General features: G+C 38.2%; 1 protein-coding gene (running past one end of the window). It reads left to right on the forward strand.

Annotated features, from left to right (window positions below; genetic code table 11):
• The coding region annotated (locus RMR09_RS11350; RefSeq protein WP_310595919.1) for an Ig-like domain-containing protein crosses the window boundary (this coding region is incomplete at its 3' end): on the forward strand, positions 1–20,778 show 20,778 of its 27,372 nt. Its footprint extends 6,594 nt past the window's final position.

Consider the following 20,778-nt stretch of genomic DNA (forward strand, 5'->3'; position numbering starts at 1 on the left):
ATGAATAAATTATTGACTCAGTTTGCTGAGAAAAATAGTTCAATTTTTGTATTAGTTAGTATCTACTTGTGTCTGCTTTTTTCGGCAACTACTCAAGCACAAATTACAAACATTAGGTATTCTACAGAGCCAAGTACGTATCAAGAAATTTCTGGTGGAACTACATTAGTAGCTGCTGGAAATATTGCGTTAGGAAATATTGCATTGAAATCGGCAGTAACGCCTATAGGATTTACTTTCTTGTTTCAAGGAAAAGAATACACGGATTTTTCAGCTAGTGCTCAAGGTATTTTGAGGTTGGGAACCACTCAGGTAGTTTTGCAAGGAAGTAACAATCCTACGGCTCCCTCTAACTTTCCGGCCCTATATGCCATCTGGGATGAGTTTACCGTAGGAACTAATGGCGGTGTAAAATATGAATTGACAGGAACGGCTCCGAATCGTGTTTTAACGGTACAATGGAAAGTAACCTATACTGCCAATACCGTGACAGTATTTAATTATCAGGTAAAGTTATTTGAAAGTTCTAATGTTATAGAATATCATTTTGGACCCAATAATGCAACGGCATTATATTCAGCCTCATCTGGTATGAATGGGTTGTCAAGTAATGAAAAAATAGCCATTTATACATCCAACGAAGTTCTGGCCAACAATAACAATAATAATTTAAATTTAACTGTAAATACAGTTTGGCCCGGAGCAGGATTAGGAAGAAAATATGTATTTACACCTGCGGGTTCAGAAACTAATTTTGCAGTAGGAGGGCTTCCAAATTTTTGGTTAAAAGCAGACCAACCAATAGTGTACAATAGGGTTTTGTTAAATGTACCTGCAGCAAATAGAACCGCTTCGTCTTCTTGGAATACTATTAATTATAGTCCAGATCAATCGGTTTTTAGTTCGCCACAATCATGGTTGTCATCAAGTGTAACTTATACTAATGCAGCTCCAACAGAATATATTACGCTTGATTTAGGATCAGTGCGAACTATTGATGGGATTGCCACTATGGGTAGGGCCGCCAATACAGAATGTGCTTTAAGTTATACTATCAAAGTGTCCTCTGACAACACTAATTGGACCAATTTAGGAATGTTTGTGCGAAATGAAGACAGCAAAAAATTGCATTATTCCGATTTTGACGCACCAGTAACATGTCGTTATGTACGTGTTTTTCCTGTTGATTTTGTAGGTTCAAAAGCATTACGATTGGATGCATATACAAAAACTACAGCAATTGCTTTAAACAATAACACTCCTATTCCCCTATGGGAGGATATTTCAGGAAATAGTTTTGACGCTATGAATATTACCGCGTCAGCAACATTACCTACTTATAAAACTAACCAATTGAATTTCAATCCTGTTATGGGATTTTCTAGCGTAGCTAATTCAGCTATGGACATGCCTGATTTAAGCGGAATACGAGCTAGTTTTTGGGTGGCCCAATATACAGGAACAGGAGCAGATCACGCTCATTTATTATATGGGAATAGCGCGCCGTATTATCATGGTGGTATTAGTGGAACCTTCCAATGGTCGGGTTCGATGAATGATACGCAAAGTTCATGGTGGAAAGACGGAACATTAGGCACTGTAGCTTCTAAGTATGATTTTGGTGCGAATGGAAGTCCAAATATTGTTTCATCAGCTACAAAATCGGAAGCGACCCCTTTTTCAGCTAATGTGATTTCGTATCAAGCAGGATTTACCAGAAGTTGGGATGGTCCTGTTGCCGAAATTATGACCTTTCAAAATACGCCTACGCCCACTCAGCAAAATGTTATTGAAACCTATTTAGGAATTAAATACGGAATCACTTTAGGGCATGATTATGTGGGTGCAGATGGAACAACAAAACTATTTGACAAAACACTAAATGCAGGATATGTATCTACTATTTTTGGCATTGGTCGTTCTTCTAGTCAAGGCTTACACCAACGTCAATCTAAATCAAGCAACCCGACTGCCTTGATGATGATAGGAAATAATAATACGATTGATACGGTCAACGGAAACAACTCGGCTGCTTCAAACGACATAGTTACAGACAATAGTTATTTAGTCATTGGCGACAATGGTCAACAACCCGCTTGGAGTAGTTCAGGCGCACCAACAGGTCAGTTTAGTAAATTATCTACCGTTTGGAAAGTCCAAGAAACAGGAACTATTGGATCTGTAAAGTTAAGTTTTTATACTGCGCAATCAGGAACCACTTCTTTTATTCCTAATATTGCCGAAGCGAAGTTCTCAGTCTCATTATATGTAAGTCCGAATCCAATATTTAATGATTCAGATAATACTATTATTCCATTAACTTTTGATGGTGTCAATTGGAATGCCAATGTAGATTTAAGTTCAGGTCACTATTTCACACTTGTAAAAGTAATTGATGGTCCAGGAGGAATAGACGTGCCTTCGTATTCATGGTATAGAGCGGATGCTGCAGGAGCAGCTCCAACAACAATTTGGGAAGATTATTCAGGTAATGTTTTTGACGCCAGTAGAGTAGGGACTGTTACTTTTACCGACCCAGCCTCTGCAACGGCGGATTATATCAACTTTAATCCAAGTTATAAATTTAATGGTACTTCTCAATTTTTCAAGCATAGCGGAATTAATTATGCTAACCAATCACAAGAATTTTTTGCAGTAGCTTTAAATCAATTGGCTTCTGGAATGAGCCATATCATTGGGATGGGTACAGAGGTTAGTTCTACTAATGCCAATGCTTTCCGATATAATAATGGAGATTTGCAATACGTGAATAGTGGTGCAGCGACTCAGTCGGTGATCCAAACCGTGGATTTGACTAATGCTTGGACTTTGGCACACGCCTCAAGAGACATGTCAACAACTACAAACAATGCATTTGTACAAAACGACGGAACACAAAATGCAATAGTAGGAACGGTCGTACAGGCAGCACCATTAGATTGGTTGAATATTGGAGCGAGAAGATCTTCAGCAATTAATGATAATTTTTTTAAAGGGAATATTGCCGAGGTTCTGGGATACAATCAAGTACTTACGGCTGCGCAACGTACTCAAGTTAGAACTTACTTAGCGCTTAAATATGGGTTGATGTTAAACCATAATTATGTCAATGGTTTAGGGTCAATTATTTGGGATTGGACCGCTAATTCAGCCTTTAATAATGCCATTATAGGGATTGGTAGAGAGGATAGTGAAGGCTTACACCAAAGACAATCTACTACAGTAAATCCAGCAAATCGTTTTGTTACAATGGGTAATAAGTCGGTAATTGGTACCAAAAACGAAGCGGCTACTGGGAATAATATTACTACTAATAACACCTATTTGTTAGTCGGAGATACTAATGGCGATATTGTTTTTGATGCCTATACTAGTTTGCCATATTTTCATTTAGACCGAAAATGGAAAGTAAGTAATACGGGTATTACAGAGCCTACAAAATTGAGCATTCCGGCATTTGGAAATACAGCACCTAATGCTTTACCTAACACAGATTTACCTATACTTGAAAATGCTACAGTTTATATTGCTTTAGACGGAAATGGAGATGGCGATTTTAGTGATGCAAGTTATACTCCAATGATTTTAGTAGGCTCGGGTACATCGGCTACTTGGGAAGGTTCAGTCGTGTTGCCAAATAATGCGGTGTTTACTTTTGCGGTCAAAAAAAACACGTTGGATTCCGATTCTGATTTGGTGAAAGATATTGATGATATTGATGATGACAATGACGGAGTCTTGGATACTGTAGAGATGAATGGTGGAACACCTTTGTTTACTATAGCAACAAACAACGCTACCACTAAAACAATTACTGGAAAAGCCTTAGCCGGTCCTGATTCTTTTGATTACAGCATGACAATGACCGGAGCGAATGTTGCTCTTCCTGCAGGGTACGCTGATGGAGGTAATGGTTTGCATTTCTTAGCTCAAAACACCTCTACGACTAAGGCGTCAATGAATTTAAAATTCAGCTTTATTCCTGTAGCAGGTGATCAAACAGCTAAAAACCCGATGATTAATAAGATAGAATTTGGTCCCAACGTGCCTTATAATTCTACTTATATTGCAGGAAATACTTCTGAGGCTCAAAATATTAGATTTACATGGGCTGGATTTGCCTATGGAGTGGTATTTGATCCTACTAATCAATTGAGTTCTCACAATACGGGAGATATTATTCGTTCTGGAGATGTGATTACCCAAAACACTACAATCAATTCCAATTTAGTAACTTGGAAAGTAGTATTCTACTTAAGAAATACTAGTACTCCTTTTGATTTTACCGCAAGTGTTTCGTCGGTAAATGCAGCATCAATGGCGAATGAATATTATGGGGTAAATATGTTTTCTACTCGCGAACTTGACGATGATTTAGATACTATTCCCAATCATTTAGACACAGACTCAGATGCAGATGGTTGTAATGATGCCTATGAATCTGGTGCAACAACTAATACTGGATTGTCCAGACTAACTGGAACATTTGGTATCAATGGATTATTGAATGACAATAGTTTTGAAAACAATGATACTTTAGAGGCAACTACAACGTATACTTCAACTTATAATTTTGCTCGATCATTTGATTTAGAGAAATGCTTGGATACGGATAATGACTCCATTATTGATACAATTGACATAGACGACGATAACGATGGGATTTTAGATGCGAATGAGCTCAATTGTGGGATGGCTTATTTTACTTCTCCGGTAATTACTTCTGGATTAACAGGTTATTCTCAATTTACAGGAACACTATCAAAGGATGATGCTTTAGCGGATTATACCATTAATTTTGTTGGGGTATCTGGAGCATTAAATGCTACAACTAATGTTGATATTGTTAAGGGAGGGCTTAATTACCTCATCACAGATAATGATCCAGTATATGTGCAAAACATTAGCCTAACCCCTTCAGGAGATTCGTCTTTAAAAACAGTAACATTTGCTCCAAACACCCCATTGAATTTAATTGGTGCTTCTACACCTGTTGGGGTTCAAAAAATTATTTTGGAATGGACTCCAGATGTAAAGGCAATAGTGTATGATCCTGCCGATCAATTAAATGAGTCTGATGGCGCGGTACTTACTTCCGGAATGTCAGTAACTACAAAAGCGGCTCAGAATGTGAGTGCGGCTAGTTGGAAAATCATTTTCCAAACAGGAAATTTACCTACGGAATTTAATTTAAAATTAGCACATAAAACAGCCACCGTCACCACTACTAATTTTGCCAATCAGTCATGGGGAATTAGTGCCGACTTGTGCACGAATGATGATTTGGATAAAGACGGAAAAATCAATAGTATTGATACAGATTCAGATGGTGATGGTTGTAATGACGCATACGAAGCTTCGGCAACTGGAGCAACTTCAACTACAGTAGCCTTTTCAGGATCAGTAGGGGCTAATGGACTTTTGGATATTTTAGAATATAATGATTCATTAACCACCGATATAAAATACGCACAAACCAATTATTTGGCGTATTCATCTGTCAATGCTTGTTTGGATACAGATTCAGATGGAGTGGCTGATAAAGATGATATTGACGATGACAATGATGGAATTTTAGATCAAGTAGAATACAGTTGTGGAGTTTCAAAATTTGTTCGTTCGTATCAAATTTTAACTGGGTCTTCTATGGGTGCTGGTGGAAGTTTTAATAATGGCGATTTTAGAGCTACTGGAAATTTTCAGTTTACTAATTTAACTTCCATTTCATCGTTTACTGATACTACAGGCGCAGCTTCTTTTAATGTAAAACCGTCTACAGGAAATTATACGTATAAAGCCATTGTTGCTCCTAATACCGCTATGTTTTCTAGTTTTCAGTTTGGAGCCAATCTTCCAGGCAACACCGCTAATGCCGCAGTGGTCAATGCTGCACAAAGCATTACAGTAAAATGGAATTATCCTGTAGCAGGAATTGTTTATGATCCAGGAGATCAATTAAGTTCACATACCGACGGACAAACTATAAATCCAGGAGATGTAATTGTTACTCGAGCAGCTTATAGAGTAGATGTTTCTACTTGGAAAGTGGTAGTGCCGATGAATTTTATTGCGGGTTCACTTACATTTGAAGCAAGTTTTGTCAATACAGCTGGCGCTGCTACTGCTTTTGCAAATCAATCATTTGGTTTGGATGTCAATTTATGCAATAAAGTGACTGATGTTGACGGCGATGGAAAAGCCAATGCAGTGGATACTGATGCTGATGGAGATGGTTGTTTTGACGCCGTGGAAGCGAAAAGCTTGAAAAACGGAAGTATAGTGAGTCAAACATTAGGAGGAACCTACGGATCCAATGGTTTGTCTAGTTTAGTAGAAACCAATGATACATTATATGCAGGCTTGAATTATACAGTGTCTAATGAGTTTTTATTACCTTCAGCTAAAGGATGTTTGGACTCAGATGGTGATTTAGTTCCCAATTCAATTGATATTGACGATGACAATGACGGTGTGTTGGATCAAGTAGAATGTCCTACGCCAACGCCACTTACTTCTTATACTTGGACAAGAGTATCTGGATCAGAGTATAAAATTGTGGGACCAACAGGTTCGCATTTGGCTACTGTTACGGTCAGACCGGTGAGTAATTTGTCAGCTTCAATAGAAAGTGTTACTGCAGCAGACAATACGGTAACAGGAATTATGTCGGATTTGGCAACTACAAATGCAGCCAATAGAAAATTAGAATTAAAATTTGTTCCTGGACCAGGAATTGCAGGACTGGATTTAAAAGTATTAGTCAAAGAAGGCGGAAACGGATCGTGGTATTTTCACCCGCGTGTTTTAAAATTAAACGGAGGAATCGCAGGAAACGGAGTGGTGTCTGGGATTGCTCAGCCTAAATATTTAAAAGAGGCCTATTCTATTGGCACAACAATTACACCAACTTCTACTATAACAACAAAATTCACTACTCCATTAGCACCTTCTGTAAATAAAAATTTTATTGATGTTAAGTTTGAGCAGTTAGCTACTTTGGCTAACCCGATGGTAGTCACCTACAATTGGAATGCCTTAACAGGTTCAATGGCAAATGAAAATTGGAGTTTCCAAATTTTACAAATTGCTTTAAGAAATAGCTTAGGGAATTGTGATACTGATGGAGACGGATTAACGGATGATTTAGATACTGATTCGGATGGCGACGGTTGTAATGATGCTGTTGAGGCTGGGGTAGGACCTATAGGAACCACAGTGCCTTTAACAACTGCAGTGGGAGCAAATGGATTGGTCAATACATTAGAAACAGCGGTTGATAATGGTATAACTAATTATATATACAATAGTATAGGGATTAAAAATGCAACCGCTAGTGCATGTTCACAAGAAATTTGTAACGATTCTATTGACAATGATGCGGATGGTTTAATTGATGTTTTTGATACTAACTGTACTCCGGCGATTACTTGTTTAGCACCTATATCCCCAATTCCAGCAACTGATTGGGGTATCACAAAAAGTTTTGAAAGTAGTGCAGTGATTTGGAATGGTGGTACACCTACTATTGCTGATTTGAATGGAGACGGCATATCTGAAATTCTAGTTCCTGCATCTGATTTTTCAGGTTTTTACACTTATAAAGGAGATGGGTCTAATGCTAGTACTGCTACTAAAAATTATGTAATACCAATTCCTAATACAGTAGTAAACGCTGTAGTACCCTCTACTCAGCCCGCTATTGCAGACTTGAATAATGATGGTACGCCAGAAGTTGTAATTGTAGGAAGAGATAATTTTTTGTATGTTTTCAACAATGTAGCAGGAAATTCAACATCAGGTTACCTTTATAAATCGAATGTAGCCTCACAATATGCTAATAGAATTACACCTTATATTGTTGATGTTAATGAAGATGGCACGCCAGAAATTGTACTTGGAAATGATATTTTCGGAATTGTAAACAACGCTTTGATTCGAAGAGTAACAGGGATACCAATTGCCTTTACAGGAGCAACCGGAAGCGGTTCTGCTACGGGAACTCCTTTAGATGTGGTTGTAGTGGATATTTTGAAAGATAAACCAGGAAAAGAGATTGTCTATGGTTCACGGGTATATAGTGCTGATTTGACAGCAGGGACTATGACGGTAGAACGAGATTTAAGTGTATTTCCAAATGTAAGTGTAGCCTCAGAAGATAGTGGATCTACTGCCGTTGCCGATATGGATTTAGATGGTGATTTGGATATTGTCTATAATGGATTAACTAAAGTTTATATCTGGGATCCTAATGAAGGCAAATTATTATTAGAGAAAGCGCCTCCTGTATTTACCTATTCTACCAGAGGATTACCATTAATTGCAAATGTATATAATGATACACAAGACGGAAAAGCTAAAGATTTTCCAGAAGTGTTGATTGTAACATCCACGAGAGTTACGGCTTATAATTTGAATTATACGACTGGCAACCAATATATTTGGACATTAACAACAAATGACGTTTCGGGAGCAACAGGGCTGACCGCTTTTGATTTAGACGGCAATGGCATCCGCGAGATAATTTATCGTGATGAAACAACATTGCGAGTTATTAATGGGAATGTAAACCCACCTGTCAATTATGCATCTATAGCAGTAGCATCAAGTACTTGGGGAGAAATGCCGGTAGTTGCTGATGTAGACAAAGACGGTGAAGCAGAAATTGTAGTTACTGGAGATGCTAAACTTCAAGTTTTTGGGCGTGCTGCATCAAGTTTACCTTGGGAAGGTGCGCCAAATTATTGGAACCAAAGAAATTACCGTGTTGTTAATATCAATAAAAATTTAAAAGTTCCTACAAAAGAATCGTATGTGGCTTCCATGCCTTTTCTTAATACGAATGCGGCTCAATTACAGTTGGATGAGTTGTCAGGAAAACCGGGTTATGTTGCAGCAGCAGATGCTACTTTAGTTATTAACTCTTTAGTGGCTTCCGGTCCAGAATCTACTATAAGCGTGACTATTGCTAATACTGGTTCGACTACACTTCAAACAGGAACACCAATTACGTTATATAGAGGGAACCCAGCTACTGAAAACGCAGTGGTATTACACACCTTTTCAACAGCTTCTCCATTAAATGTAGGAGCAAGTAGTACATTAACTGTTAATTTTAATAGCGGTTCAGTGAGTGGAACCTTGTATGCTGTAGTCAATGATAATGGTACTCTAACCCGCCCTTACAGTTATAGTGCTTTTCCAATGACACGCGTAGTTGAATGTAGCTACGCTAATAATACGGATTCAAAACCATTTGTATTATTAGACACAGATGGTGACGGAATCGCTAATTTAGTTGATCTCGATAATGATAACGATGGAATTTTAGATACCACTGAGTGTGGTTTTCCCGCTTGCACATCATTAATTACAAATCCTGGATTTGAATTACCAATTGTAGCGGGTGCTGGAGGAATAGCTTTTCCTACAAATTCTACTTTTGTGGGTTGGAGAACTACTGCTACAGATAATACACTCGAAGTTTGGGGAACAGGATTTGGAGGCGTAACCTCGCCTCAAGGAACACAATTTATGGAATTGAACGCCTATCAACCATCTTCTTTGTATCAAAAATTATGTGTAGCTCCAGGAACCAAAATTAGTTGGTCAGTAAAACATAGAGGTAGAGATGGTATAGATGTGGCTTCTGTCAATTTTGGAAATTCTTTGACCGCATTAACTAAAGTGGCTACCATGACTGACGGCAACACAGCATGGGGAACCTATTCGGGAACCTATACTGTACCCTTAGGGCAACAAGACACTTATTTTCTTATTGGAACAATATCAGCAGCGGGTGGTGCCGCGTCAGGAAATTTTATTGATGATGTTCAAATGAGTATTGTTACGCCAGGCCCATGTTATATTGATACTGATGGAGACGGGAAAACGAATGATATTGATTTAGATTCTGATGGAGATGGTTGCTCGGATGCTAAAGAAGCAGGAACTGCAACCAATACTACTACTTCAGCAGGTGTGGTAGCAGGAAATTATGGAAACAATGGTTTTGCAGATGCTTTAGAGTTGAATGCAGCCGAAAGCGGTTTATATAAAGGAGTCTATACCTATGCTGATTTTGCTATAAAGGCTTCTGTGAATGCTTGTATTGATTCAGATTCAGATGGAGTTGTAGATGTTCTTGATTTAGATGATGATAATGATGGGGTTTTAGATTATATAGAACAAACCAATTGTTCGTATACGCCAATTAATTTGAATGCTCTAAGCTATACTGGAAATACCACTGTGAATTTGGTGTTAGATAATCTTGTTGAGGTTCCGTATTATGCTAATTGGACATCAAGTTATTCCAATCAACAGTTTTCTTTACCAATTCATTTGGAATACAAAACAGACAATGCGGGAGCGGCAATGATAGGCTTGTTACCTATAGCAGCAGCAACAACTACAACCAATTGGACTGATGGAGCCTATAAAATATACCATGATGCAACTAATGTGTATGGTAAATTGCCATCAACAAGTTGGAATTTTAATGTTGCCTATACCGCTGACCAATTAATTGAAATGGATATTTCAGAATCTGGTTATGTTATCGTAAAAAGAGGTGGAATTGTTCTATATCAATTTCAAGGAACCGTTTCCGATTATAAATTAGTGTTTTCTTCCGGAATAGGAAAGCGATTCACGGATATTAAGTTGAGCGGAAAGTCATCACAGCAATTATGTACCGATCTTGATACTGATGGAGATACTATTCCTAATCGATTGGATTTAGATTCGGATGGCGATGGTTGCTCCGATGCGAAAGAAGCAGGAACGGCTTCTAGTACCACTTCTTCAACTGGAGTAGTAGCAGGGAATTATGGTAATAATGGTTTTGCAGATGCCCTAGAATTAACCGCTCCAGAAAGCGGACTGTATGCTTCAAAATACACGTATAATAGAGCAGTAGCAACCAGTTTGAACGGATGTCTTGATTCGGACGGAGACGGAGCGTCCGATTTGAATGATTATGATGATGATAATGATGGTGTTCTTGACTGGAAAGAGGCAACTAACTGTGTCTATCCTGAAATTAATTTAGCAGCTTTAACGTACAATGGCGGGACCACAACTGTTACACTTTCTGGCACAACTTTTACTTTAGCAGGAACGGGTAGTTCTTGGTCTTCAAAATATTCGAATCAAGCCTTACAATTACCAATTCACCTAGAGTACAAAACAGGAACATCTGCCTATGCAATGGTAGGATTATTGCCTATAGCCGCAACAAAAACACCAAATGATTGGTCAGATGGGGCTTATAAAATTTATAATGAAGACGGTAATTTTAAAGGAAAATTACCTAATGCGTATGACGTAAGTGTTAGTTATGTAGCCAATACCAAAGTAGAAATGGATATATCTGATACGGGTTGGGTAATTGTAAAAAATAATGGTATTGTTGTTCGTGAATTCCAAGGTGCGGCTTCTAATTACTATGTAGCTTTTTCAGCTTATAACACTAGAACATTCACTGAATTTAAAATCACACAATTTGATAAAGAGTTTGTTTGTACGGATATAGATACAGATGGAGATACAATACCGAATCGTTTAGATACAGATTCAGATGGAGATGGTTGTACAGATGCTGTGGAATCGGGTACAGTAACTACTCTTACCGATGGAATTGTAGCTGCGCCTTATGGGGCTAATGGTTTTGCGGATGGATTAGAATTAACCGCCGCCGAAAGTGGGATGTATAAAAGTAGTTATACCTATGATCGTGCTGTTGATGCTACTTTAAATGCTTGTGCTGATTTTGATGGAGATAGCGTTGCTGATGTCAATGATTTAGATGATGACAATGATGGTATATTAGACGTAGTAGAATGCCCTTCGATCCGCACATGGAAGGTGTACACTTATAATAGAACTGATGATCAAACAGTCGCTACAAATGTGCCGTTTACCATTACCGGAAGTCGCGCGCAAACCGTGATTGTAAATCAAAGAGTAGCTGGAACAGAATTATCTTACAACGGAGTCAACTGGAAAATGATTGCGTCTAATGTAATTTCAGATGCGTCTCAAAAAATCACTGTAAAAATGGCGCCAGATGCTACTGTGGATGGAGCCTATGTGTTTGCCGATGCCATGTTAATTAGCGATGGTATTAGTTATTATAGTGTTGACAATAGTTCGACTACTAATTTTTCTAGAGTAGGAACATGGACAGATCAAGCTAGTTCATATTTAAATTCGCTGACTTATGTAAGACCCTCTTATTTAGGAAAAACAGCTACATGGACCTTCACCAACATTCCAAATCCTGCGGTTTCTTGCGATACAGATAGAGATGGAATTTTAAATAGTTTTGATACAGATTCAGATGGCGATGGCTGTTCAGATGCTTTTGAAGCTGGAGTAGTTACAACTAATTCTACTACAACCGTAGCTGGATTGTATGGCGCTAATGGTTTTGCAAACACATTGGAAACAGCAGCAGAAAGTGGGATATACAAAAATTTTTACACCTATTTATCTGCGACTAATCCTGCCATAAAAATCTGTTTAGATTCTGATGGGGACGGAGTTTCTGATTATAAAGATTTAGATGATGATAATGATGGGGTTTTAGATACAGTTGAATCCCCAACTTGTGATTTTAGTACGATTGCCAAAGATGATTTTGGATATGTAGGAATCAATCCAGCGGTATTTAGCAGTGGAGCTTCAGCTCAATTTTTGGCACCATATTCATTAAACGCTGGAGATGGGGCACAATTGAGCGCTGCCAATATTCCAGGATATGCTTGGGCTTGGTCAGATAATGATCGTTTTGCACAAGACGGACAGTATGCCATTGTATCTAATCCACGACTAGGAGGATTTGGCTGGATAAACGAAACTAAAGACCACACCACGATGAATACTGGCGGTGGTGGTGCTATGTTGTTAATCAACGGAGCTAATCCAGGACAAGTTGCGTACTCAAAAAGCATATCTAATTTAACTCCAGGTCAGAAATACAGATTCTCAGCGTGGATAGCCAATGTTTGTGATGGATGTTCAATTGTTCCAAATCTTATATTTAGAATCAAAGATGCGTCTGGGAATATTACAGCTAGTGTTTCTACAAACAATCTTCCTAATAACTCAAGTTTAGTTTGGAATAAATATGAATTAGAATTTATTGTTCCTACGACCTCGCTTACCTATGAATTAGTGAGTAATGCTTCATCAGGAGGAGGGAATGATTTTGCTATCGATGACATTGAAATTAGTGTTTGTATCCCAAGTTTTGTTGATACGGATGGAGATACAATTCCCAATCATTTAGATTCAGATTCTGATGGAGATGGTTGTAACGATGCGGTAGAGTCAGGAGCAATGCCTGTTGGAACCTTAGTTCCAATAGCAGGAACTACGGCTTCTAATTATGGGGCAAATGGTTTTGCAAACTCTATAGAAACTGTTGCAGAGAGCGGAATTTTTAACGGCAATTACACCTATGGATATGCAAAAAGCACCTTTTACAACGCGTGTTTGGATACCGATGGTGACGGAATTAAAAATTTAATTGATATAGATGATGATAATGACGGCGTTGTGGATAGTGTGGAATGTCCTGCTCTAACCCCATATAAAGTATATACATATAACCGAGCTGATGCAGGTTGGTCGTCTAACATACCTGTCGTAGTAACGGGTGCTAATGTACAAACAGTTAATTTAGATCAACGAACACAAGGAGTAGCCCCTAATAATTTTACAGAAGGAAATATTTCAACTTGGAAACTTGTTGCTTCAAATGTAGTTCCAAATGATAAAAATACAATTAGTGTAAAAATAGCACCTACCAGTACAACAACTGGTTCCTACATTTGTGCCGATGCCATGTTAATCACAAACGGAATCAACACCTTTGTTATTGATAATAATACCACAACAGCGGGTGAATTTTCTACAACTGGAAGTTGGACTTCTCAAGCAGTTACAGGCTCCTTCAATAATTTAAATCAGTATATAACAGGGCCATATACTTCAGCAACTACTGCTACCTGGACATTTAGCACACCTAATTCGGTTTGTCCTGATACAGACAAAGATGGAGTTTTTGATTTACTTGATTTAGACTCAGATGGGGATGGATGTTCGGATGCTAAAGAAGCCGGAACCACTGCCGCAACCACCCTTAATTTTGCGCATTCAAATCCAGTGGGGTCAAATGGTTTAGCTGATGCATTAGAACTGACTGCAGCAGATAGTGGTGTTTACAAAAGCACCTATACTTATGCTGTAGCAACCAATCCAAATAGTAATGGTTGTACAGATACTGATGGAGATGGGCAACCTAATTTGTATGATATTGACGATGATAACGATGGTGTTTTAGACACAGATGAGTGTCCTCCTTTTGATATTAATAACCTTTCGTATACCCCTAATTCTTTTAATATAAGTAATGGTACGTCAGCTTCTCAAGCTTTTGCTGCTGCGCCAGATGGTTTGGTAGTAAACGTTTGGACATTGGATAATTCGTTTAACGTTCGTATAAATGGAACACATTTGGTAACTCCTTCAGAGCTTGAATTATTTTCGCTAAATACCACTAATTCAGTTTTAGAATTTTTAGATGGTACCACATATTCAAGTATTTGGTCATTAAACGGTACGCAATCAAGACCATTACTACGCATTTATATTGATAAATATGGAGCTATTAAAGTTTATGGTAGTAGAACTTCTGGAGGGTTATTAGAAGAAATGCGTTTGCGAAACGGCTCGTTTAATACTATTACTTTAAATACCACTTCACCGAATACCTTCCAATTGGGTCAAATTGTAGTTGGACAAACTTTCATTTCGGGGGATTATGGTATTGTAAATGTACCACTTTGTGACTATGATAACGATGGTATTCCAAATGGCCTTGATTTAGATTCAGATGGCGATGGCTGTTCAGATGCAAAAGAAGCATCTAGTTCTTCTACAGCAGATAGCACAACCGCTTATCCAACAGGGACAGATACGAATGGGAATGGGTTATTAAACACGTATGAAGGTTCAACAGCAGGAACTATCATTTACACATCAACCTACACAGTCAATGCGCTAGCAAGAACGGTAAATGGATGTCTTGATTCTGATGGAGACGGTGTAAATAATATGCTTGACATTGATGATGATAATGATGGAATTTTAGATCAAATAGAACAAATTGATTGTGTAACTAAAGGAAAAGATATTGCTTCAGTTACTTTTTCTGGATCAGCAGTAACGGCTAAAACAGCCACTAGTATTACTTCTTCAAACACCAACAGTTGGATATCATCTTATTCTTCTGAAAGTTTTGCACTACCTGTTTCTCTTAAATTTAAACGACCTGTTTCTGGCAACACAGCTATGATTGGTTTATTGCCAACGTATGCTGCTCAATCGCCAGCATCTTGGTCAGATGGAGCGTATAAATTTTATTTTCTAGCGACAAACGTTTCTGTGCCCTACGGCACCAGTTGGAACGTGTCGCAAGCCGCTGCCGCAACGGATGAATATAGTATTGACATTTCAATTACAGGCTATGTGACTGTAAAAATAAATGGGGTGCAAAAGGTGGCTTTCCAAGGAACAAATTCTGATTACAAATTAGCCGTATCAGGACTGACTACAATGCAATTTACAGATGTTAGGGTGTCTAACTATGCGAATCCTTTGGTAACCAATTGTTTGGATACGGATAATGATGGAGTAGCTAATGACTTAGATTTAGATTCTGACGGAGATGGTTGTAGTGATGCCTTAGAAGCAGGAACAACGATTACTACTACAGCTAATTATAAACACCTTGCGCCTTATGGAACCAATGGTTTTGCAGACGCTATAGAAACAAATGCAGGAAGTGGCGTTTACAACGGAACGTATGCATATAACTACGCAATTAGTTCTACTTTAAATGCATGTACTGATACAGATACTGATGGGGTAAGAGACGTCTTGGATTTAGATGATGATAACGATGGGGTTTTAGATGTTACTGAGCAAAAAGAGTGTGTCACAGATGTGTCACAATTGACATTTAATGGTACCCCAGTGACCAATATTACCTCTTCAACTTTGTCAGCAGTTGGAGTAAGTAATGCTTGGAAGTCTTCATACTCTAATCAAACATTGACATTGCCAATAGCCCTTTCTTTCAAAGTAAATTCACTCTCTGGTTTATCTATGTTAGGATTAATATCAGTTAATAAAACTCAAACACCTGATGATTGGGCAGACGGAGGGTATAAATTCTATCCAGCCGCAGCCAACATGAATGGGTATTTCCAAGCAAATTGGGATTTTACACAAGCATTTACTTCGAATGATGTCATGTCATTGGATATCTCGGAAACAGGCTATGTAACTGCAAAAATTAATGGGGTTGTCAAAAAACAATTTCAAGGAATTGTTTCGGATTATCGCTTAGTGGTTAGTTCTACAAGCCCATATACAGTTCCGTTTACTAATATTGTCTTAAAAGATCAAACCAATAACTTAAGAAAATTATCATGTACAGATATTGATACAGATAATGATGGAATACCTAATCGTTTGGATACTGATTCAGATAGCGATGGATGTTACGATGCTGTTGAAGCTGGGACAACAGCAGTTAGCACATCAGGGATAACTCTGGCAAATCAATTTTCTACCGCTGTCCTACCGGCACCTTATGGGGCCAATGGATTTGCCAATGGATTAGAGCTTGCAGTTGCCGAGTCTGGAAGTTATAAATCAACTTACACCTATTCAAATGCTATTAATGCTAATTTAATAACCTGTATAGATACTGACGCTGATGGGGTGCCAGATTATATTGATATTGATGATGATAATGATGGGGTATCAGATTTTGATGAAGACTATCCTGCTTGTAATTCAGCTACTTCATTTAATTGGGTAACTTGGTCAGTAATACAACCTACTTTAGCTATTGGTACAATAACAGTTGGTGGACAAACCATTAATGTTACTGCTAAACATTCTGTCGGAGGAATGGTTGCTACCACACAAGTGTACCAAGGATCTAATTTCCCTGCACAATTTGGAGTGCCTACTACTGCCAATACTATCGCCAACTTTTTAGCGGGAGATTTTACAGTTACCTTTAGTAAACCTATTGGAGCACCAACATTTGCGATGGCATCTGTTGGAAACGGTGTGTCTAATATTTCGGTGCCAGTAAATACTTCTATTCCATATCAAAAAGAGTGGGCGGGGATTTCGACCGTTTATAATTCTCCCACTCAATTCACAGGTACTGAAGGATTTAATATTATTAGTTTAAAAGGTTTTGGCAACACTTTTAAATTTAATTATTCTGTTTCTGAAGGGTATTGTAATATTGTTTTTGGAGTTAAGGATTTGACTACATGTTCCACAAATCCAGCAGATACAGACAACGACGGAATAATTAATTCATTAGACCTAGATTCGGATGGAGACGGTTGTTCTGATGCTAAAGAAGCTGGAACAACAACTTCATCAACAGCAAATTATGCACATACTACAACAGTAGGAGCAAATGGTTTAGCTGATGCTGTAGAAACTTCTTCAGATAGTGGTGTGTACAGCAATAATTATACTTATGATATAGCTATTAATAAACAACTCACAGCTTGTATTGATACAGATGGTGACGCAGTACCTGATATTTTTGATTTGGACGATGACAATGATGGAATTTTAGACACAGTGGAATGTGATGCCTTAGCGGGCTATAATGTTTATGTGTACCAAAGAACATTCAATACACATTCGACCAATGTCCCAGTCGTAATTAAAGGTCAATATACTTATAATGTGGTGTTGAATGAGCAAGTAGCAGGTACTAATTTGACTTACAATAGCAAACAATGGAAGTTATTGGCATCGGGAGTGTTCTCGGATACCAATAAAAAAATTACGGTTTCTATTGAACCAACAGCTTCTACAAACGGGACCTATGTATTAGCGGATGCGTATTTGATCAGTAATGGAATCAATACGTATTTAATTGACAATACTGCATCTAGTGGTTATGTAGAAACAGGAACTTGGACAACCTACTCAGATGCCGGAGCTTATTTAGGTACTGACAGATACATTTCGGCTCCATTTACTGGCAAAAAAGCGACATTTACTTTTACCAACATAACCAATCCAAGTTTAGATTGTGATGCTGATAGCGATGGCATTTCCAATCAATTGGATACCGATTCAGACAATGATGGCTGTTCAGATGCTAATGAAGCTTATGGAAGCACTACAGCCCAAGGTACAGATGGCAACAATTACTATGGCACAGGAAATCCACCAGCAGTAGGACTAGATGGTAAAGTAACCGCTGCAACTTACACGGGCACTAATGGTAATGTTACCACTGCGGGTTCGGCAAGTGTTATTACAGTGTCACCTTCTAATAAAAGTGTTGCGGTAGCAGAGAATACAGTTTTCTCTGCTACAGTTACTCCAGGTTCTGGAACCACTATATACCAATGGCAAGTGAGCACTAACGGGGGGGCAACATGGACTACCATTACTAATTCTAGTTTGTATTCTGGAGCCTCAACGACAAGCTTAACTTTGACTAACGTAACTATAAACATGAACGAGTACAAGTATCGTTTAAAAACAATACAGTCTAATTTCATTTGTGGCGAGTTAGTGTCGGATGTTGCGAGATTAATCATTACTAATTTTCCTGCTATTGTAGACGATATTATTAGTACGAATGAAGACAATGCTGTAACGGCTAATGTACTTTCAAACGACAAAGGTTCTGGCAATTCGGCGTTAACAGTAAATAGTTTTACGGTTGGTGGAATTACTTATACAGCAGGTCAAACAGCAACAATTGCACAGGGAACGATTACGATAAGTGCAACAGGAGTACTAATATTTACTCCAATAGCTAATTTCAACGGAACCATACCAATTATTGATTATTTGGCTACTGATGCCAATGGAGGGAGTGATTCGGGTAGTGTAACACTTTCGGTTGTTGCGGTTAACGATCAACCTATAGGAACAAATGATGTAGGTGTAGTTACAGAAGACACCCAAGCAACAGGATCTTTACTTTCAAATGATACGGATGTAGATTTGAATACACTTATAGTAACGCAATTTAGTGTTAGCGGAGTTGCTTATAATGTGGGAGATACAGCCAGTATACCCGGAGTAGGCACGATTATCATCAATGCGAATGGAACTTATATTTTTACTCCTGCATTGAATTATACAGGCAGTATTCCTGCAATAAACTATACCTTAAGCGATGGTTATGGAGGGAATACTACTGCAAACTTAAACTTGAGTATTACTCCAGTAAATGATCCGCCAACTGCGGGTGAGGATGTATTTACTACTCAAGAAGACGTTCCATTAAATGGTAATTTGTTTATTAACGATACTGATTTAGAAGGAAACACAATTACAGTTAGTAGCTTTACTATTAATGGAGTTACAGGAACTTTTGCAGCAGGCTCAAGCAAAATCATACCTGGAGTAGGAACCATTCAGATTAACACGGATGGGACATTCAACTTTAGGCCAGCACAAGATTACCATGGAGTAGTTCCCGAAATTAATTATACAATTACGGATATTGGAGGAGGAAGTGACACGGCTAAATTGGTATTGTTTATTGATCCTGCAAATGACCCACCAGTAGTGGGAAATAAATCCGTAACAGTAACCGAAGACACAGTAGCTTCTGGAAATATCATAACCGCAAACGCTACGGATACCGATACCCCTTTAACAAACTTAGTAGTTACTCAATTTGCATTTACGTTAAACACGACTACTTATACGTATTCAGCTGGAACAACGGCCACTATTTTAGGTGTTGGAACTATTGTAGTAAACACTAATGGTGATTATATATTTACTCCAAATGCTAATTATGATGGTATTGTTCCTGCTATTGTTACAACAATAAGTGATGGAGAAGGAGGACTTGATACTGCATCAATCCAAATTAGTATTAGCGGTATAAATGATATCCCTAATGCAGTTAACGACGATAATATTGTTACTCCAGAGGATACCCCAATTGTAGCTAATGTATTAGCCAATGATTCGGATGTAGAAGGAGGTACATTAAAAATAACTCGGTTTGAAATAAATGGACAAACCTATGTGGTGAGTGCAAGCACAGCTGGGTCGGCCACTATTAGTGGAGTTGGTTCATTAGTGATGCAGTCTGATGGTAGTTTTACATTTACTCCAGCTGCTAATTATGTCGGTGCTGTACCAACAATTACCTATACTGTGGAAGACAATGGCGGATTGACAAATACAGCCCGTATTAATCTTTCAGTAGCAGCAGTAAATGATGCTCCAGTGGCAGTAACCGATACAATATCATCACCAGAAGGAACTGTACTAAATGGTAATTTGACCACTAATGATACCGATGCCGAAAACAATACATTAAGTGTTAGTTCGTTCAGTTACAACGGATCCAACTATCCTGTAGGAACAATAGTTAATTTACCCGCTATTGGAACTATTATTGTCAACACTAATGGGACTTTCACTTTTACACCTAATGATTCGTATTACGGAACTGTGCCTGCCATAGGTTATACCATAACTGACGGTAATGGTGCAACGGCTATAGGTTCATTAAATATTACGGTAACTTCTCTCAATGATCCACCAGTAGCAAGAACTGATTCGGCAACCACCCATGAGGATACCCTTGTTTCAGGTAATGTATTGAGCAATGATACTGATGAAGAAAATGATACTTTAACAATTACAGAGTTTAGTATATTAGGTCAAACTTTTACAGCGGGT

It is taken from the genome of Flavobacterium sp. (genome assembly GCF_031537875.1).
Lineage (GTDB): Bacteria > Bacteroidota > Bacteroidia > Flavobacteriales > Flavobacteriaceae > Flavobacterium.